At 58.7% G+C, this 19172-nt stretch carries 22 protein-coding genes; 8 read left to right on the forward strand and 14 right to left on the reverse strand.

Annotation, left to right across the window (positions count from 1 at the left end):
• Positions 1 to 44: 44 nt before the first annotated feature.
• The 5 genes from prmB to uvrC form a co-directional block, all read right to left on the reverse strand.
• Complete coding sequence (gene prmB / locus ACZ5C3_RS25025) at positions 45 to 1058, reverse strand: 50S ribosomal protein L3 N(5)-glutamine methyltransferase (protein ID WP_464033825.1); 1014 nt, start codon at positions 1056 to 1058, stop codon at positions 45 to 47.
• Positions 1059 to 1082: 24 nt separating this feature from the next.
• Positions 1083 to 1547, reverse strand: a complete 465-nt coding sequence (locus tag ACZ5C3_RS25030) for a molybdenum cofactor biosynthesis protein MoaE (RefSeq protein ID WP_464033826.1) — start codon at positions 1545 to 1547, stop codon at positions 1083 to 1085.
• A gap of 7 nt (positions 1548 to 1554) precedes the next feature.
• Positions 1555 to 1806 (reverse strand): molybdopterin converting factor subunit 1, encoded by a 252-nt coding sequence (gene moaD, locus ACZ5C3_RS25035; RefSeq protein WP_464033827.1) that lies wholly within the window; start codon positions 1804 to 1806, stop codon positions 1555 to 1557.
• Positions 1803 to 2417: a CDP-diacylglycerol--glycerol-3-phosphate 3-phosphatidyltransferase gene (gene pgsA, locus ACZ5C3_RS25040; RefSeq protein ID WP_464033828.1), complete on the reverse strand. Its 615-nt coding sequence runs from the start codon at positions 2415 to 2417 to the stop codon at positions 1803 to 1805. The genes moaD and pgsA overlap by 4 nt, the downstream gene beginning before the upstream one ends.
• Positions 2418 to 2690: 273 nt before the next feature.
• Entirely contained in the window at positions 2691 to 4775 is a 2085-nt protein-coding gene (gene uvrC, locus ACZ5C3_RS25045) for an excinuclease ABC subunit UvrC (RefSeq protein WP_464033829.1), read from the reverse strand.
• 322 nt (positions 4776 to 5097) lie between these two features.
• Here uvrC and ACZ5C3_RS25050 point away from each other — a divergent pair, with 322 nt between their 5' ends.
• A complete protein-coding gene (locus ACZ5C3_RS25050; protein WP_464033830.1) occupies positions 5098 to 5727 on the forward strand; it encodes an outer membrane protein in 630 nt (209 codons plus the stop codon).
• Positions 5728 to 5908: 181 nt separating this feature from the next.
• Here the strand turns inward: ACZ5C3_RS25050 and ACZ5C3_RS25055 are convergent, their stop codons facing one another.
• The 4 genes from ACZ5C3_RS25055 to ACZ5C3_RS25070 form a co-directional block, all read right to left on the reverse strand.
• Positions 5909 to 6124 (reverse strand): cold-shock protein, encoded by a 216-nt coding sequence (locus tag ACZ5C3_RS25055; protein WP_424628048.1) that lies wholly within the window; start codon positions 6122 to 6124, stop codon positions 5909 to 5911.
• A 273-nt stretch (positions 6125 to 6397) separates the two neighbouring features.
• Positions 6398 to 7261: a 23S rRNA (adenine(2030)-N(6))-methyltransferase RlmJ gene (locus tag ACZ5C3_RS25060; RefSeq protein WP_464033831.1), complete on the reverse strand. Its 864-nt coding sequence runs from the start codon at positions 7259 to 7261 to the stop codon at positions 6398 to 6400.
• Between the two features lie 161 nt (positions 7262 to 7422).
• Positions 7423 to 8193, reverse strand: a complete 771-nt coding sequence (locus ACZ5C3_RS25065) for a ribonuclease T2 family protein (protein ID WP_464033832.1) — start codon at positions 8191 to 8193, stop codon at positions 7423 to 7425.
• Between the two features lie 144 nt (positions 8194 to 8337).
• Entirely contained in the window at positions 8338 to 8808 is a 471-nt protein-coding gene (locus ACZ5C3_RS25070; protein ID WP_464033833.1) for a hypothetical protein, read from the reverse strand.
• A gap of 265 nt (positions 8809 to 9073) precedes the next feature.
• On the opposite strand from ACZ5C3_RS25070, the gene ACZ5C3_RS25075 reads away from it, so the two are divergent.
• Positions 9074 to 9391, forward strand: a complete 318-nt coding sequence (locus ACZ5C3_RS25075) for a hypothetical protein (RefSeq protein ID WP_464033834.1) — start codon at positions 9074 to 9076, stop codon at positions 9389 to 9391.
• A gap of 70 nt (positions 9392 to 9461) precedes the next feature.
• Positions 9462 to 9962 (forward strand): DUF3617 domain-containing protein, encoded by a 501-nt coding sequence (locus ACZ5C3_RS25080; RefSeq protein ID WP_464038430.1) that lies wholly within the window; start codon positions 9462 to 9464, stop codon positions 9960 to 9962.
• Positions 9963 to 10021: 59 nt separating this feature from the next.
• On the opposite strand, the gene ACZ5C3_RS25085 is transcribed toward ACZ5C3_RS25080, so the two are convergent.
• From ACZ5C3_RS25085 to hisS, 4 genes are all read right to left on the reverse strand, one after another.
• Entirely contained in the window at positions 10022 to 10243 is a 222-nt protein-coding gene (locus tag ACZ5C3_RS25085) for a hypothetical protein (RefSeq protein WP_464033835.1), read from the reverse strand.
• A 100-nt stretch (positions 10244 to 10343) separates the two neighbouring features.
• Positions 10344 to 10709, reverse strand: coding sequence for a thioesterase family protein (locus ACZ5C3_RS25090; protein ID WP_464038431.1), 366 nt, complete (start codon positions 10707 to 10709; stop codon positions 10344 to 10346).
• 47 nt (positions 10710 to 10756) lie between these two features.
• On the reverse strand, positions 10757 to 10951 hold the full coding sequence (locus ACZ5C3_RS25095; protein WP_464033836.1) for a 2-hydroxymuconate tautomerase: 195 nt from the start codon (positions 10949 to 10951) through the stop codon (positions 10757 to 10759).
• A 209-nt stretch (positions 10952 to 11160) separates the two neighbouring features.
• The gene (gene hisS / locus ACZ5C3_RS25100; RefSeq protein ID WP_464033837.1) at positions 11161 to 12693 is read right to left on the reverse strand and encodes a histidine--tRNA ligase; all 1533 of its coding nucleotides are present in this window, start codon (positions 12691 to 12693) and stop codon (positions 11161 to 11163) included.
• 294 nt (positions 12694 to 12987) lie between these two features.
• On the opposite strand from hisS, the gene aptA reads away from it, so the two are divergent.
• From aptA to ACZ5C3_RS25115, 3 genes are all read left to right on the forward strand, one after another.
• Entirely contained in the window at positions 12988 to 14331 is a 1344-nt protein-coding gene (gene aptA, locus ACZ5C3_RS25105) for an omega-aminotransferase AptA (protein ID WP_464033838.1), read from the forward strand.
• A gap of 222 nt (positions 14332 to 14553) precedes the next feature.
• Positions 14554 to 16002 (forward strand): EAL domain-containing protein, encoded by a 1449-nt coding sequence (locus ACZ5C3_RS25110; RefSeq protein ID WP_464033839.1) that lies wholly within the window; start codon positions 14554 to 14556, stop codon positions 16000 to 16002.
• A gap of 9 nt (positions 16003 to 16011) precedes the next feature.
• Positions 16012 to 16887 (forward strand): TIGR01459 family HAD-type hydrolase, encoded by an 876-nt coding sequence (locus ACZ5C3_RS25115; RefSeq protein ID WP_464033840.1) that lies wholly within the window; start codon positions 16012 to 16014, stop codon positions 16885 to 16887.
• 123 nt (positions 16888 to 17010) lie between these two features.
• Here ACZ5C3_RS25115 and ACZ5C3_RS25120 read toward each other — a convergent pair whose 3' ends face one another.
• Entirely contained in the window at positions 17011 to 17406 is a 396-nt protein-coding gene (locus ACZ5C3_RS25120; RefSeq protein ID WP_464033841.1) for a response regulator, read from the reverse strand.
• Positions 17407 to 17637: 231 nt separating this feature from the next.
• Between ACZ5C3_RS25120 and ACZ5C3_RS25125 the strand changes: the two genes are divergently transcribed.
• Complete coding sequence (locus tag ACZ5C3_RS25125; protein WP_464033842.1) at positions 17638 to 18612, forward strand: bifunctional riboflavin kinase/FAD synthetase; 975 nt, start codon at positions 17638 to 17640, stop codon at positions 18610 to 18612.
• Positions 18609 to 19169, forward strand: coding sequence for a sugar O-acetyltransferase (locus ACZ5C3_RS25130; RefSeq protein WP_464038432.1), 561 nt, complete (start codon positions 18609 to 18611; stop codon positions 19167 to 19169). Before ACZ5C3_RS25125 ends, ACZ5C3_RS25130 begins: the two co-directional genes overlap by 4 nt.
• Positions 19170 to 19172 lie beyond the last annotated feature (3 nt).

Genomic DNA, 19172 nt, shown 5'->3' on the forward strand with positions numbered 1-19172 from the left:
CGCGAGGTGGTGCATGGACACCGACCTCGGGGATGGATTGCGGCCTATTGGAGTGCTTCGGCCGGCACCCAGAATACTTCGCCCTCGGAATCTTCCGTATCGAGCCAAAGCAATGGCAATTGCGGAAATGCGTCGTCGAGCAGTTCGCGGCCACGACCGATCTCGCACAGCAAGCCGCCGTCCGGCGTGAGATGCCGGCCAGCCTCGCTCAAGATCCTGCGCACGATGTCGAGACCATCCAGGCCACCATCGAATGCCATCGCCGGCTCGTGACGGCATTCACGCGGCAAGCCCGCCATGCCCTCCTCATCGACATAAGGCGGATTGGTAATGATCAGGTCGTAGCGCGCATCACTGACCGCCTCGAACAGATCACCCTGATAGAGCGAGACCCGGTCCTCAAGTCCGTAATCGGACACGTTGCGTGCAGCCACCGCCAATGCATCCTTGGACAGATCCACCGCATCAACACTGGCGTTGTAGAACTTCTGGCTTGCGAGAATGGCGAGGCATCCCGAACCGGTGCACAAATCAAGGACGCGTTCGACCGAGCCTGGATCGTCGATCAACGAGCCGCCTTCATCTTCGGTCTGGCCACTAAAATGCGAATCCAGCAGTTCGCCGATAAAGGAACGCGGAACGATCACCCGTTCATCGACATAGAACGGCAAGCCACGCATGTAGATCTTGTTGACGAGGTAAGCAGCTGGCTTCCGCGTCTTGGCGCGCTGCGCGATGAGATCCAGAATTCGGCCGGCTTCATGCGAGGTTACTCGCGCAGTGGCAAACATCTCGAACTGATCGGGATGAAGATGCAGCGCCTCACACACCAGAAAGGCTGCTTCGGCCAGCGGATCGGTGGTGCCGTGGGCAAAGACGATTTGCGCCTCCGAGAAACGGCTCACGGCGTAACGGACCAGATCCAGCAATGTCAGCAATTCGCCCGGGGCGGCCCTAACTGGCTTCGCAACCTTTAGAGGCTTTTTGGCTGCTTTCTTCGTAGCGACAGAGCGCTTGGCAGACGACTTCGCGCTAATGGATTTCGATTTTTTTGCCATCAATATCTTCAGTATCTTTATGCCTTACGGCTTCCAGCGCGCCGCCGCTTCATCATCATGGCTCTGCGCCTCGACCCATGCATTGCCGCCCACTCGCTCCTCGGATTTCCAGAACGGGGCATTGGCCTTCAGGTAATCCATTAAAAATTCCGCAGCCTGAAACGCGGCTTGCCGGTGCGCGGACGCAGTCAATACCAGCACGATGTTGTCACCAGGGACAACACGACCGTAGCGGTGGATCACTGTGATCCCCGTCAACGGCCAGCGCGCCTTCGCCTCATCCACGTGACGTGCGATCTCGGCCTCGGCCATGCCGGGATAATGCTCAAGGGTCATTGCGGCGATGGCGTCGCTGCCCTCACCGCCGCGGCAGATCCCTGAGAAACTCACCACCGCGCCAATATCAGTCCGGCCTTTGGTCATCGCCGCCGTTTCCGCGGCGATGTCAAAATCGGCGGTCTGAAGGCGGATGGTCACCGGGCAAGTCATGGAGAATTCAGCCGCCCGTCATCGGCGGAAAGAACGCGATTTCACGCGCGCCTGCGATCGCAGCATCAGACTTCACGTGGCTGTGGTCGATCGCCGCGCGAATCGTACGTGGCGAGGCAAAGGCGTTGGCGTATTCTTCACCGCGGGCCACCAGCCATTGCATCAGGTCGGAAACCGTACGCACGCTTGCCGGTGGATCGATCGTCTCTTCGGCCTTGCCGACGCGCTCACGCACCCACGCGAAATAGAGAACCTTCATCGGTCCTCCTCAGTGAGATGATGGATACCTGCTCGGAGGTAATCCCATCCTGTATAGATGGTGAAGATCGCCGAGATCCACAACAGTGTGATTCCGATCAGGATCGTCTGCGGCAGAATCTGTTCTCCCGCTTCGCCCGCGATCAGAAAACCAATGGCCACAAGTTGCACAGTGGTTTTCCATTTGGCCAATTGGGAGACCGGCACGCTGACGCGGATCGCTGCAAGATATTCACGCAGGCCCGAGACCAGAATCTCGCGGCAGAGAATCACGATGGCAGCCCACAATGACCATCCTCTGATGGTTTCATCCGCCGCCAGCATCAGCAGGCACGACGCGACCAGAAGCTTGTCCGCAATCGGATCGAGCATCCGGCCAAACGCCGATTGCTGGTCCCACATCCGCGCATAATAACCGTCAAGGAAGTCGGTCACGCCGGCGGCAATGAAAATAAACAACGCGACCCAGCGCAGCCACAGCGGCGCCCCCAAGATGGACTGGGCATACATGCAGCCGATCACCACCGGGACCGCCACGATCCGGGAGTACGTGAGGATATTGGGCAAGGACAGCGATCGTTTCGCTGGCTTTCTGGCGGCGACACTGGTCATGGGTGTTACCAATACTGCGAAAGCTCCCGCGTCAACAGTCCGCAACGGTATTTTGGACAGGCCGGAATGCAGAATTCATCTACACGCAAATTCCTGCCGGAAAATGATCCGCTAGCACCCGCTTTCCGAAGTTCGTAACACGTCGCAGCATCCGCTTTGCGAACTTCGGAAAGCAAAGGGTACTAGCAAGCCTATGATTCTAGAGCCGCTTTTGGATTTGAAGTTCTTCATCGAACTTGCGGCTTCACTCGGAAGAACTTCAAATCCGCGGCTCTAGCCGTTGTTGGGGTGGAAAAAATCGAAAATCTTGCGCGCGCTCTCGGCGCTGACACCGGGAACTTTGCCGAGATCGGCCAGCGAGGCCCGCTCGATCTCCTTTAAGGTCCCGAAATGATGAAGCAGGGCTCGCTTGCGGGACGGCCCGATCCCGGGAATTTCCTGCAAACCGGCCTCGCGAATGTCCTTCTTACGCAGCTTGCGGTGCGATCCGATCACGAAACGGTGCGCCTCGTCGCGCAGCCGCTGGATGAAATACAGCACCGGATCGCGAGGTTCGAGCTTGATCGATGGCCGATCCGGCATGAACAAGGTCTCGCGCCCCGCATCGCGGTCTGGCCCCTTGGCCACGGCGATCAGGGAGACCTGGGTCAGGTTCAATTCTGTGAAAATTGCACGTGCCGCATTCAGCTGGCCCTGTCCGCCGTCAATGATGACGAGATCAGGCCATCGTGGCGCCGTATCATCAGTGTCCTCCGACGAATTCGATTCGTTGCCCTGAGGTGCTTCATTGAGCAGCCGCTTGAACCGGCGCTCCAGCACCTCACGCATCATTGCGTAATCGTCGCCTGGGGTCAGTCCTTGCGACTTGATGTTGAATTTCCGGTACTGGTTTTTCAACAGGCCATCGGGTCCGGCAACGATCATCGCGCCCACCGCGTTGGTGCCTTGAATATGACTGTTGTCGTAGACCTCGATACGACGCGGCACGCTCGGCAGACCGAGTGTCGTAGCGAGCCCCTGCAACAGCCGCGCTTGTGTCGCAGTGTCAGCCAGCTTGCGTCCCAGTGCCTCGCGCGCATTGGTCAATGCATGCGCAACAAGCTCTTTCTTCTCGCCACGTTGCGGTGTTGCGACCTCGACCTTGAAACCTGCCTTTACACTTAATGCTTCGGCGAGCAGCTCCTGATCCTCGACACGATGCGAGAGCAGAATTTGCCTCGGCGGCGGCTTGTCATCGTAGAACTGCGACAGGAACGAACCCAAAACTTCTTCGGGCGACAACGATTTGTCCGCACGCGGGAAATAAGCCCGGTTGCCCCAATTCTGTCCGGTGCGGAAGAAGAAGACTTCGACGCAGGTGTATCCACCTTCCTGATGGATGGCGAACACGTCAGCCTCTTCCACGGTGCGTGGATTGATGCCCTGCTGCGATTGAATCGCCGACAGCGCAGCAAGACGATCACGATAAAGCGCTGCGCGTTCGAATTCGAGTTCGTGCGACGCCTTTTCCATTTCGGCCGCAAGCAACTCCTTCACGGCGCGGCTACGCCCCGAAAGAAAGTCGCTCGCCTCGCGCACCAGTTCCGTATAGCCGGGAAAATCGACCTCGCCTGTGCAGGGGCCGGCACAACGCTTGATTTGATACAACAGGCACGGCCGCGTCCGGCTCTCGAAGAACGAATCCGTGCATGAGCGCACGAGGAACGCACGCTGCAAGGCTGTGATGGTGCGGTTCACCGCTCCGACCGATGCGAACGGCCCGAAGTAACGGCCTGGCCGCGTTTGGGCGCCGCGATGCTTGAGAATCTGAGGAGCCCAGTGATCCCCCGTGATCAGAATATAGGGGAACGACTTGTCGTCCCGCAGCAGCACGTTGAAGCGCGGACGCAGTTGCTTGATCAGATTGGCTTCAAGCAGCAGAGCTTCGGTTTCTGTCGCGGTCGAAATAATTTCTACAGCGACGGTCGCTGCAATCATTCGTGCGATTCGCGCGGGATGACCGGTCGGCCGCGCATAGGATGACAGCCGCTTTTTGACGCTCTTGGCTTTGCCCACATAAAGCACGTCATTCGCAGCATTCAGCATGCGATAGACGCCGGGAGATGTCGGCGCGAGTTTCACCGCGCGTTCGATCGCCGCACGGCCGGCCGCAAGCGTGCCCTCCGACGCGGGTTCATCGGATTCGTCGATCTGCTCCGGAAGACTGCCTTCAACGTCCTCATCAGGGGAGGTTGAATCGGGAGTGAGCGTGGCGGGGTCAACGTCCTGACCGCCCAAGTTCCCTGACGAAAGGTCCCGCGGGTGTGCTTGGAACGCCGGATCCTTCGGCTGTGACGGGTCAGAGGTATCGTGAGTCATGAGCGGAATTTATGCACTGCGAGCGGATTCATCCAGCGCGAGACGTGCACGGAAAAGCCTATGTCATGCCCAACGCCGGTCAAAGACAGATTGCAAAGACACGGCGCGAACCGGCTGGGACGGAACAGCTTTTAACACTTTCTTAGGGACGTTAATGGGGCGGCAACCCGCGTTAACGAGCGCTTAACGTAAAACTCTCGATAAATTTTACACAGAAAAGGTGGAATTCCGTAACCATGACGGACCCGCCACGGCAGCCTGGCTGCGCCTGCAGATGAACGAAACCCGGCGATTCCGGGCACGTGCGTGAGGGAAGTGAGTTATGAGTAAAACGGCATTTGGCGGAGTGATCCTCGCCGCAATTTGCATGTCTGCATCTGCACAGGCAGCGGACGTTTATGGCAACCGGCCTTATGCCCAGCAGCCTTACACCGTCAACCAACCCCTCTCGAACAGCTGGATGGGCCCCTATATCGGCGGCAACCTCGGATACGGCTGGGGTGACATAACTAACAATCCTGCCAAGCCGTCAGGCGTGCTCGGCGGTATTCAGGCCGGCTATAATTGGCAATCGGGCGCACTGGTCTTCGGTATCGAAGGCGACCTTCAGATCAATAGTGCGGACGACACCTTCGCTCCCTGGAAGTTTTCGAACCCGTGGTTCGGCACCGCGCGCGGCCGCGTCGGTTATGCCTTCAACAACATCCTGCTTTACGGCACCGGCGGTCTCGCCTTCGGCGGCCTGAAGGGCGAGAACTATTTCCTCTCGGAGAGCCATACGGGACTCGGCTGGACCGTGGGCGTCGGTGCAGAAGTTGCCCTCACCGACCGTTGGTCTGCCAAGATCGAATATCTCTATGTGGACTTGTCCGACAGGAATTTCTCGATCACCGGCCTGTCTAACGGCTACGAATTCAACACACTGCGTGTGGGCGTGAACTATCGGTTCTGATCGAGCCAACTTGATTTCACGATCTTCCGATCCCGGGCTTTTGCCCGGGATTTCTGTTGGAGCCGCAGCATTCGTGCTCCAACGCGACAATGTCGGATGAATGCCATTGAACGGATGCCATGCGTCAGCATCGACGCGACGACGCGACAATCAACTGAATCGTATCCGCGTTAGTCCAGGCTTAGGACGAAACCACCAGATCAACCGCTTTCGGTCCCTTACCCTTTTTATCGGGCTCGACCTCGAAAGTGATGCGCTGTCCTTCCGCCAGATTCTTCAGTCCGGCACGCTCGACTGCCGTGATGTGCACAAACACATCGCGACCGCCGTCATCCGGCTTGATGAATCCATAACCACGTTCCGCATTGAAAAACTTGACCGTCCCCGTCATGGCCATCGGGAAACTCCTCCCCGCATTGCTCCGCCGTTGCGCTAACACGCAGCAGCCTGACCGGACATTCACCTGCCGGAAGGCATCGGCCTGGGAGCAGCCCGGAAAAACCGGAGTACGCTCGAAGCCTCGTCATTCCGCCGCCCCCATTTGCGGGCGCGGGACGTAAAGCCAGCCATCACATGAACAGCATAGTACGGTTCGTATCAGATTGACTACGACGCTTTTGTCCCGTTTTAAGCGCGCATCTCCGGGCATACCCAAAATGGGTGATGCCGGTCAGCCCCGAAGCGCGTCCACTCGGAAACGCCCCGCACCGCCTTGTCCCAACGGCTTTTCCAATTCGTGGAGAATCGCCTTCAATTCAGCAGCCAGCGTCCATGGCGGATTGACGATCAAGAGTCCGGTCGAGACCAGCCCCGAGTCCCCAGTTTGCGGTGCCACACTAAACTCCACGCGCAGGCATTTCGCGTCGCTTCCTGCCCCCGCATTCGCAATCTTCGCCACACGATCGGCGAGCGTCTCGACCGCGCGGCGCTCCTTGATCGGATACCACAGCATGTAAATACCGGTCGGCCACTTTCCGTGCGCCGCCGCAAACCCGTCAGCCAGCCGTGTAAATTCATCGCGGCTCTCAAACGGCGGATCGATCAACACCAGCCCGCGCCGTTCATTCGGCGGCACAAAAGCAGGCAAGGCCATCCAGCCATCGAGATCAACCACGCGCCCCTGAAGATCGTTATGCAAGGCGCGGATCAACTGCTTTCGTGCCTTCGGTTCAAGTTCGCAGGCGACGAGACGATCCTGTGGGCGCAGCAACGCCCGCGCGATCAACGGCGAGCCAGGGTAAGCGGTGAGATCACGTTGGGGATTGAAGGCGCGCACAATATCGAGATAGGGCGCAACAAGCGCCATCACGGCATCGGTCAATCGCGCCTGCATCAGCCGCGCGATACCCGTTCGCCATTCACCGCCGCGTTCGGCCTCCTCACTGGTGAGATCGTAAAGACCTGCTCCAGCATGGGTATCGATCACGCGAAACGCGGCAGGCTTCTCGTGCAGATAGGTCAGAATGCGAACCAGCACGATGTGCTTGATCACATCAGCGAAATTTCCGGCGTGAAAGGCATGGCGATAATTCATGCCACAACAGTTACGACATCAGCACGCGAAAGTAACGTCAGATGACAGGCTTTTGCGTTCCCACAGATAGCATCGGAGAACGTTGATCCAGTATCTCCGGACGAACCGCGAAATACTGGATCAAGGTACTGCACCAAAAGCAAAGTGAGTTGGAGCCGCGCCTAGCCGCCACGCACAGGCGGCATCACCACATTGTCGCGCCTGCAAGCGCGTCGATCGATTTCCTCGCAGGCGCGAAACTGCAGATCCTTGCTCATGCAGATGCGCACTTCGCTGAGGCGGCGGCTGTCACAGGTCACAGAGATTGCCGTACTGCTAAGGCCGGGATTGACCTTGATGAAGGCTTCCTCGATCGCGGCAGGAGCGACCGTGAGCGGATCCGAGAGATTCAGATATTCGGTTGGAATTTTCACCGCCGCACGAGCCTTGCGGATCGTTTCGAAATACGCGCGCGCACCAAGCCCGGAACACGTGCCGTGTTTGTCCCATTCGTTATAGATCAGCCCAGGCGCGGGCATGAGATCGAGCATCGACGTCATCAAGTTGCGCGCCAGTCGCGGTGCAGGCCTCTGGCAGTAATTCGGAAATCCACGCTCGTATTGCGGCCACAGCCCATGGACCACAAACGAATAGGGCCGCCCTTTGCACTGGGCTTGAACACCGCGGCTGGAATTACCCTGCTCTCCTGCGGCCTCGCAGAACGAGGGCGACCATGACAGGGACAACACGTAAAAATCGAATTCACCCGGCGCGTTCTGGCGATAATCCTGGGCTCGGGCGACGCCGCCGCCCGCCACACCCGCGAGGACCAGCCCCAGGGCTGCAATGGTCACCGGCCAAAGCACCGCCGACAAAGCCGCTCTGAGAAATCGCGGTATGGGAAGCCAGCGCCTGTCGTTATCCGCGGCATTGGCGGCCATTGATCCGGTCATTTTTGTACGCCCCCTACCTGTAAGCCTTGGTCGCAAGCCTAATCAGCCCCGGAACAATTTTCAAGAACATTTCAAGAACAAAAAAAATCGCCGCACCATGGATGGCGCGGCGACTGCGTGTCGTCAAAAATGCAGAGGATTAGCTTATGGCCTAGCGGCCTTGCAGGACGGGTTGTAGGCCCAGTTGCGGTCAAGACCGACCACACACCATTCGACCCCCGAATCGAACCCGGCGAAACCACCATCCTCGATCACGGAATAGTGTACCTGGCGCGCCCGGCCGTCATTCAGCATGGCGCTAGCGGAGCAGAAGCGGCGGGGAATGGTATCATTCGCCCATGGATGAAAAGCCGTCTCGCGCACATTCGCATAGCCGGTGATTTCGAGATTGGAATTCCAGAACTTGCTCTCTTTTTCCGCAAACTGCCGGGAGACCGTCTGGAGGGCCTGGTAGCAGTCGCCCACCACGCCATCGTAGCGCGGGCCGGACAGCCAGAAGCCCTTTTCGAAGATATTCGCTGCCTGTACAGGCTGGCTAAGTGTCATGAAACCGACAACAACGCCAAGAATGGCGGCGAGGCTAAATTTCCGGACTGTCGAGAAAAACTGGCGCATGGCGCATCCACTGAATGTTGTTGCGGCGGAAAGTGCCGCGAAGCCGTCATGGGGTCAAGTGCAGCGCGGCAACACTTGTCGGTCATCCCCTGTTGAACAGCGCTCGTGTTCTTTCCATGTCGGCCCGGTGGCCTTATGGTCCGTGCGCGTGTTGCGCAAAGCCGGGTGCCGGTTTTGTTGTCATATGACGCAACCGGTATTTGGGGCATGACGGCATGCCTGCCGTTTGCAGAAAGTGCTCGGGCAGATGCGATTGGAGAAGACGATGCGAACCATTGGATTGGCGATTTTGGCTGCGGCATGCGTGCTCACTGTGTCTGGTACGGCGCAGGCGCAGTCAGACTTATTCAGCTGGGTCGACAGGGTCCCTCCCTTCAAGGGCAACGACACCGGCGGCATCATTTCTTACTCGCTGTACCAGCAAGGCGTGGACATCAAGGGCCTTGCCGTCAATCACTGCGCTCAGTACGGCAAAGCCGTGAAGCTTACCGGTTCGGATGCGCGTTACGGCGGCTACATTTCCTTTTCATGCGTGTGGGTGCGCCCGGGCCATCTGAGCCATCCGCTGCGCGTTGCCTACTAAGTTTCCGGAGACCCCGGTGATGATACGAAAACAGATTCGCATCGCCGGGATCAGCGCCGCACTCTCGGCCATGTTTCTGACCGCGCTCGCACAGTCCACAACGGCAGAACCGTTCGAGATGCCGAACCGCAAGCCGGGTTTGTGGGAGATCACGGTCAACCTCGGCCCACAGATGCCGGCAATGGTCGTGCAGCAATGCACCGACGCCACAACCGACAAGGACATGGCCACATCATTCAGCCCGATGGCAAAAGAGATGTGCGCCAAACAGGACATGCAGAAGACGGCGACCGGGATGGTTGTCGACGCGACCTGCGCGGTCAACGGCATGACGTCGGTGTCGCATACCGAAATCAATGGCGACTTCAATTCGGCCTACACAGTGAAAGTGTCGTCGAAAAACACCGACGCCCCGGCGGGTGTCCCGGCTGAATCCGTCACGATGATGGAAGCCAAATGGGCCGGTGCCTGCAAGGCGGATCAAAAAGCCGGCGACATGATCATGCCCGGCGGCGTCAAGATCAATATCAAGGACATGCAGGCGCTGAAGGGCATGCTACCGAAGAAGTAGCAGCCGATGGGGAAGATGGTGACTAAACCCCGTCTGCCGCCAGCACTACTTCCCGATTTTTATTTCCCAATTTTCCACGGGTCGTACTTCTCTTTCGAGTCCGGCACCGTTTTCATCGCGGCCTTGGCCGCGGCTTCTTCCTTCGCCATGCGCTTCTGCTTGTCCGCGTCACCAGCCGACGTCTGCCCGCCGCCGCCGCGATGCTTGCCGCCACCGCCCATCTGGGCATAAGCCGGCACCGACACCAGCGTGATAGCGAGAGCGATCAATAACTTTCGCATAGAAAACCTCGTCCAAGCCGCGCAACCTCGGCGCACTATCGGAAGTTTCTACAATTACCGCCCGATCAAAGCGATCAGATATCCGTGAAATTGCGGATTTTTAACGCGCCCCCAGGCGCTTTTCGAACGCGGCGACATTCACCACCCCACGACGATGGGTGCCATCGCCGATCTTGCGGTCCCCATCCCAGGCTTCCACCTCGAACAGCACGCTCCTCGGATCGACCTGAACGACGCGCGCAGCGACACGCACTTGCTGCCCAACCGGCGTTGCCGCGAGATGCCGAACATTCACTTCCATGCCGACGCTCACATAGCCATCCGGCAGGTGCGCCGCGACAATATCTGTCGACGCCATCTCCATATGCAGGATCATGATTGGCGTAGCGTAGACGGCCGGCATGGTCGACAGAAAATGCGCCACCGTCATATCATGCGTGACGGTGACGATCTTTTCGCCGGTCATACCGACCGAAACGTGGTCAAGCACACCCGGACTGGTTTTGTCCGCACTCACTTCTTCTGTCGTTCGATGAAGGTTTTGCCACCTTTCATCTTATTGTTGAGCGCTGCTTCGTTGATCTGGATGACGACAGCTTCGGCATCGACGCCGAGGTTCTTCACCAGCGCCTGGGTGATGTCGAGCATCATACCCTTCTTCTGCTCGTCAGTACGGCCGGCTGCCAAATTGATCGTTACCTCGGGCATCATGTCCTCCAGTTGAATGCGGTTACTTCATGTGACCGCTTGAACGTAAAACTTCAGGTCATCGCGAAACTTGTCAACTCTCCTGCGCGCAACTCACTTCGGCGTGAGATTGGCGCGATCTTGATTTGCGCCTCGCGCAAAATCTGAACAGATCACGATTATGGGCGCCACGCATCGAATGGCATGGCACGTCATTGGTTTTCGGGCGGCTAATTCTTTGCCCAGCTGACATTATGTCGTGCGAGAACCTTACGTACTGCATCCACCAGTTCGCTTTCCTTCGCGGCGAATTGCGCCTCGGCCTGCTTCTGGCGATAGTCGTCGCGGTCGCTGGAGAGACCGGCAATCTCGGCGCCGAGGATCAAATCCTTGACCTGCACTTCGCCCTTCGCCTTCTCGTCACCGCCCTGAATGACGACGCAAGGGGAATTGCGCCTGTCGGCGTACTTGAACTGTACGCCCAGATTATTTTTCGGATTACCGAGATAAAGTTCAGCACGGATGCCCGCGTTGCGAAGCGTCGCAACGAATGCCTGATACTGCGCGATCTCGTTACGGTCCATGACCACCACGACGACCGGACCATGTTCGGGCGTCGTGTCAATCTTCCCCAGCAGCGTCAGCGCGGCTTGCAGACGTGATACGCCGATGGAAAACCCTGTCGCCGGCACCGGCTCACCACGGAAACGTGAAACGAGCCCATCATAGCGGCCACCGCCGCCCACCGAGCCGAAACGCACGGGGCGGCCCTTCTCGTCTTTTGTCTCGAGCAGCAGCTCAACCTCGTAGACCGGACCAGTGTAGTATTCGAGGCCGCGGACGACGGACGGATCAATCTTGATCCGGTCGGCATGATACCCGGCCGCTGTGATGAATTTTGCGATCTCGTCGAGTTCGGTGCGTCCCTGACGATAGGCTTCACTCTGGAACAGGAGCGAGGCGGGCGAGCGATCAGCCTCGGACTCGGCGAACTCCGCCTGGGCGCTGTCCGCATTGAGGCTTTCGAGCACAATCGCACTCTGCTCCGCGCTCAGGCCCGCACCTTTCGTAAAGTCACCGCTCTCGTCCTTGCGGCCTTCGCCAAGCAGCAGCTCCACCCCTTCGACACCCAGGCGATCGAGCTTGTCGATGGCCCGAAGGACCGTGAGACGCTTCCCGGCATTATCAGTTCCGCCAAGGCCGATGCTCTCCATCACGCCGTCAAGCACCTTGCGGTTATTGACCTTCACCACATAGGAGCCACGCGGAATCCCCAGTGCCTCCATGGTGTCGGCCGCCATCATGCACATCTCGGCATCGGCCGCAGGCGACGCACTGCCCACCGTGTCGGCATCGAACTGCATGAACTGACGGAAGCGGCCCGGACCCGGCTTCTCGTTGCGATAGACGTAGCCATGACGATAGCTGCGATAGGGCTTCGGCAGCGTATCGAAATTCTCGGCAACATAACGCGCCAGCGGCGCGGTCAGATCGTAACGCAGTGATATCCACTGCTCGTCGTCATCCTGAAACGAGAATACCCCCTCATTGGGCCGATCCTGGTCTGGCAGGAATTTGCCCAGAGCATCGGTGTATTCCATGGCCGGCGTTTCCACCGGCTCGAAGCCATAGCGCTCATAGACCTCGCGGATTTTCTCCACCATCTGCCGCGTGGCAGCGATTTCGGCCGGGGTGCGGTCCACCAGCCCGCGCGGCAGGCGAGCTTTCAATTTTTGCGGCTTTTTGGCTTTGTTTTCGGACATGGTGCTCGATGATTGCGGCGCCCTGCGCCGACCCTGAAAATTGATATCGGGTTATCAGCCGTGTGCCGGAGCGGCAAGCATCCCGGTATTTCTCTGGAGTCTCTCCATGAGATCAGCGTTGGACCGCTGATTTCCTAGGACGCCCTATATTCAACTTATAGTTGCGCAGAACTTCTATGCTGTTTTTGCATTTTGATCTGGCCCGATGTGATGCATCAACGCGTTTCGATCCTCGAAAGAAGCTGCTACGGTCCGCGCCGTGGCCACCCAAAAGTTCTTCGGAAGGAAGACCTCGTGAATATTCAGCACCCCCGCCCGACTGTCGCGACACCCAACGATCTTGACGCATTTTGGATGCCGTTCACCTCGAACCGCTCCTTCAAGCGCAAGCCGCGCATGCTCGCCGGTGCGAAGGATATGCACTATTTCACCACCGACGGTCGTAGCATCCTCGACGGCACCGCGGGCATGTGGTGCTCCAACGTGGGCCATGGCCGCGCCCCAATCACAGAGGCGATCGCAAAGCAGGCTGCGAACCTCGACTACGCGCCGCCCTTCCAGTTCGGCCATCCGCAGGCGTTCGAACTGGCGAGCCGCATCGCCGGTATCGCGCCGAAAGGCCTTGAGCACGTTTTCTTCTGCAACTCAGGCTCGGAGGCCGTCGATACAGCGCTGAAGATTGCGCTGGCCTATCACAATGGCCGCGGCGACGCAGGTCGGACCCGGCTGATTGGCCGCGAGCGCGGCTATCATGGCGTGGGCTTCGGCGGCATCTCCGTCGGCGGCATGGTCAACAACCGCAAGATGTTCGGCTCGCTGCTCACCGGCGTCGATCACCTGCCGACCACCTATGACCGCGAGAAGCAGGCTTTCAGCAAGGGCGAGCCGGAATATGGCGCTCACCTCGCCGATGAGCTGGAGCGCATTGTCGGCCTCCATGGCGCCAACACCGTCGCCTCCGTCATCGTCGAACCGATGGCCGGCTCGACCGGCGTGCTGCCCACACCGAAGGGCTACCTCAAGCGGCTCCGCGAGATCTGCGACAAGCATGGCATCCTGTTGATCTTCGACGAGGTCATCACGGGCTATGGCCGTCTCGGCTACGCTTTCGCTGCTGAACGGTACGGCGTGTTGCCGGACATGATCACATTCGCGAAGGGCATTACCAACGGTGCTGTGCCGATGGGTGGCGTGTTGATCCGCGACACCATTTATGACTCTTTCATGAAGGGCCCCGATCACGCGGTCGAGCTCTTCCATGGCTACACCTATTCTGCACACCCCTTGGCCTGCGCGGCAGGCCTTGCAACGCTCGATATCTATCGCGACGAGGGACTGTTCGAGCGTGCGAGGGCAATGGAGCCGAAGTGGGCTGACGCCGTGATGGAGCTGCGGAAAGAACCGAACGTCGTCGATATCCGCACGGTCGGCATCACTGCAGGCATCGATCTGGCACCGAAGAAGGATGCGCCGGGACTGCGGGGCTATGAAGCACTCGAAAGCGCCTTCCATGACCACGACCTGATGATCCGCATCGCTGGCGACACCATCGCGCTCACACCGCCGCTGATCGTCTCCGAGAGCCAAATCGGCGAGATCATGGACAAAGTCGCCAAGGTGATTCGCGCGGTCGCATAAAAACCCATCAGAAGCGCCTCAAATACGAAATGCCCAGCTGCAAAGCTGGGCATTTTGCATTGTTGGCAACAAACAAAGATGTGGATGATTGGAACACGATCGGCGTTAACCCGCAAAACCTCAACGACTGGAACCGAATTCGTTCCCGCACCGGGCAAATAAAATTTCGCGTCGAATCCAACTAGTGGTAAACATATGATGTACGAGGTTCAGGCGCACATCATGATTCGCATTTCGACGATTTTCATCGCCATCTGCATGGTGTTGATCGCTGCTTCGTTTGGCATGTTGCTCTACGGGGTCGCTGGCCTCAACGTCACCGAATCAGCCGTTGTGGCGCTCGCCGCCCTCACATTCCTGATCCTCTACAATGCTGTCTCGATGCGGTTGCGCGACCGCAGCGATGTCGGCGGCCAGATCGCGGACCTGTCCCGCGGCACGGCTGATCTTGCCCGTCAGGTCGGCGAGGTTGGTCGTCGCATAACCGCGATGGAAAGCCGTCTCATCGCAGCGGACACGAGCGGTCAGGAACGCATCAACACGGTCTCTAACGAGATCGGCGAGCTCGCTGCATTGATGAATGAGCTGGCAAGCTCCATCGCAGCTCATGAAGATATTCTGGCGAATGTGCCGCCCTCGAATGCGGCCAGGAGCTTCTCCTCACCGACGTCGGCATCGGACACTCCACGCGCCGAGATCACCAGACCGACCGAGACATCCAAGCCCGTCGAACCGTCCAAGCCGGCGAGCACACCGCCGGCACCAGCCAATGTCAACAATGCCCAGATGCTGGTGGCGGTCAAAAGTGCGATCGAGGCCAACCGTCTCGATATCTATCTCCAGCCGATGGTGACGCTGCCTCAGCGCAAGATTCGCTTCTACGAGGCCATGTCGCGCCTGCGCGACGACAAGGAACAGGTCCTCACCGCGGGCGATTTCATTGGCACCGCGGAAGCTGCCGGCCTTATGGGGCAGATCGATAACCTCGTGATGCTGCGTTGCGTGCAGGTGCTGCGACGGCTCATGGTCCGCAACAAGGATGTTGGCATCTTCTGCAACCTGTCCGCCGCGACCCTGAGCAACACATCCGCCTTCAATCAGTGCCGCGACTTCCTCGATGCCAATCGCGCGCTTGCGCCGTTCCTCATTCTTGAGTTCAAGCAGAACACCTTCCGCCATCTTGGACCGCTGGAAAGCGAACACCTGGCAACGCTGAAGCGCCTTGGTTATGGCTTCTCCATCGACAACGTCACCGACCTCCGAATCGATGGCCGTGACCTTGCCGACCGCGGCGTGCGCTTCATGAAGGTTCCGGCCAACCTGTTGCTCGATCAGAAGCAATTGTCATCCGCAGATATTCACGCGGCCGATCTGTCCAATCTGCTTGGCCGTTTTGGCATCGATCTCGTCGCGGAGCGAATTGAGGCTGAGCGTTCGGTCGTTGACCTGCTCGACTACGACGTTCGTTTCGGCCAGGGCTTCCTGTTCTCGCTGCCGCGCCCGCTGCGTCCGGAGGGAACCGCTCCGGACGTCGCCACGGAGACCACGCAATCATCCTCGCCAAAGAACGAGAAGGCTGGTACGGAAAAGGCCAGTGAGCCGGTCGCAGCAGACCATCCTCGTGTGACCGGCAACGCCGCGCTGGTGCGCCGCGCCTCTGCCCTCACTTGATTGGATTACATGACTGCACCTTCCGTCAGCACGTTGCGTTTCGTTGACCATCTGCAAGAACTCACCGCCAACACCGACGTCATCCTCAGCGACATCTGGGGCGTGATTCATGATGGGCTGAAGGGTTTTCCTGGCCCCTGCAAGACGCTGGAGACCTTTCGCAAACAGGGCGGTACGGTGATCATGATCACCAACGCCCCGCGGCCTGCAGATTCTGTGCAGCGCCAGTTGCGGAAGATGAACATCTCCGACGACACTTACGATGCCATCGTGTCGTCCGGCGATCTGGCGCGGAATTACGTTGCATCTCACCTGAACAAGTCGGTGTTTCAGATCGGCCCTGACCGCGACAACCCCATCTTCCGGGAGCTCGATGTCACCTTCTCTTCCCTTGAGGAGGCTGACTACATCGTCTGCACCGGACCGTTCAACGACGAGGTCGAAACCGCCGAAGATTACCGGGACATGATGATCCAGGCGCGCGCGCGAAACCTGACCTTCATCTGCGCCAATCCCGACATTATCGTCGAACGCGGCGACAGACTGATCTACTGCGCGGGCGCCATCGCGGAGCTTTATCGTGAACTTGGCGGCGACGTGCTGTTCTATGGTAAGCCGCACCGTCCGATCTATGACCGTGCGCTCGAACTCGCGGCGACGAAGCGCGGGACAACAACCCCTCTTGATCGCGTCCTCGCCATCGGCGACTCGGTACGCACCGACTTGACCGGTGCGAACGCGATGGGACTCGACTGCCTCTTCGTCACGCGCGGGATTCATTCGGCCGATTTCGCCGATCTCAAGGAGATCGACGAATTCGCAATCAAGCGACTGTTCGGCGAGGTCACACCACCGCGCGCTCTGACGCGGGATTTGCAATGGTAAATCCCTGAGCGGAAATCCTGTCCCCTCGGTTACCACCAAGACACCCAAAAAAATGCCCGGCACGAGGCCGGGCATCAGGCACCTTGAGCAAAGTGCAACGCTTGGAGGCGTCTCTGGGAGCGGTTACGCCGGAACATTGTCCGGGAACACGGCTTCGATCTTGGTCTTCAGTGTCGCCGCATTGAACGGCTTCACGATGTAATTGTTCACGCCGGCTTTCTTGGCCGCGATCACGTTCTCGGTCTTGGACTCCGCCGTGATCATGATGAAAGGCGTGGTGGCGAGATTGGGGTCGCCGCGAACTTCCTTGAGCAGGTCGTAACCGGTCATCGGCTCCATGTTCCAGTCGGAGATCACCAGGCCATACTTCTTGGTGCGCATCTTGGCGAGCGCCGCCGAACCATCGCTGGCGTCGTCGATATGCTCGAAACCGAGCTGCTTGAGCAGATTGCGGATGATGCGGATCATGGTGTTGTAGTCATCGACCACCAGAACCGACATCGATAAATCCATGGCCATCGCTGTTTTTCTCCCTCAAACGCAGCAACCGGCTTGCGTCTTGAACACGTCACAAATCGGCTTCTGCCGACCCGTCTTGATTGCTGGACCGTAGCAGCCGGGCTTAAACAGCCAGTTAATCGGCTCTGTCAGAAATCCAGTAAGTTGCACCAAGTTGAGCCATCTCTTGACACCAACTGCACCACCGGGTCACGGTCTCCGCCAATCGTGCTTCAAAACATCCTTTCCAATATGCAAACGACGACATTCAAAATCATTCGCGACACCACGCCCACAAGCGAGATTGTGAAAGGCAGCGTTGTTGCGCTTGGCAATTTCGATGGCGTGCACCTCGGTCACCGCGCTGTGATTGCGGCCGCGGTTGACATGGCGCGCAAGCTAAAAAAGCCCGCTTTCGCAGTTACGTTTGAGCCTCATCCGCGGCATTTTTTCAGCCCGCACACACCGCAATTCTGGCTGACGGACGAGACCGCCAAGTTGCGGCTGCTGGCAAAGACCGGTCTCGATGGCGCCATCGTTATGACGTTCGATGCCGCGCGCGCCGGCACCACGGCGCAAGACTTTATTAATCACGATCTCATTGGCCGTCTCGGAGTGAGCGGCATATCGGTCGGATACGATTTCCATTTCGGCAAGGGCCGCAGCGGTTCGCCCTCGTTGCTCGCCAGCGAGGCCCCGCGCTTGGGGATCGAAGTCCACATCCAGCCACATATCGATATTCTCGATCGTCCGGTCTCATCAAGCGCTATTCGCATGGCGTTGGCCGAAGGACAGATCGACGACGCGACTGCAATGCTGGGCGAGCCATGGTTTATCACCGGCGAAGTCATTCATGGCGAAAAGCGCGGACGCGATCTCGGCTATCCGACCGCCAACATTCGCCTCGACAAGAATTGCGGGCTCCAACATGGCATCTATGCCGTTCGCGTCGGCCTTGGATCGCAGCGCTTCGATGGGGTGGCAAGTTTTGGCCGGCGTCCGACATTCGACAATGGTGCGCCGCTGCTCGAAATCTTTTTGTTCGACTTCAAGGGTGATCTTTACGGCAAGCGACTCGACGTTGCGTTCATCTCCTACATTCGCGACGAGCTGAAGTTCGACGGTATCGAACCGCTCATCCGCCAGATGGACGATGACAGCGTTAAGGCCCGCGCTGCTCTGGCGGCGGAACCGGATGCTTTTCCCAATCTCGGAGAGATCGGCTGAGCAAGACCGAAAAACAGAAGATGCTTGCAGGCGAATTATATCGCCCTGACGCCCCCGAGATCGTTTCGGATCAGGCGATTACGGCTAAGTGGCTGGCGCGTTATAATTCGGCGGCGGGATCAGCTCCTGATGTGATGCGGATGATCCTCGCCGAACGTCTGGCCGCTATAGGCGCAAATGTCGTGATCCGGCCGCCGTTCTTCTGCGACTATGGTACCAACATCCGTCTTGGGGATGGTGTTTTTCTGAATTTCAACTGCGTGATCCTCGACGTGGTCGAAGTGACCATCGGCGACCGCACGCAGATCGGCCCGGCTGTCCAGATTTATGCCGCCGACCATCCAAGGGACGCCAAGACACGGCGAGCTGGTCTCGAATTCGGGCGTCCGGTGCGGATCGGCAGCGATGTCTGGATCGGTGGTGGCAGTATCATTCTCCCAGGTGTCACCATCGGTGACGGAGCCGTGATCGGCGCCGGAAGTGTGGTGACCCGCGACATCGCGGCCAACCAGACGGTGGCGGGAAACCCCGCCCGCCCCATAGGCCCCGGCAGCTAAAAC

The organism is Afipia dichlorophenoxyacetatis (assembly GCF_055386385.1).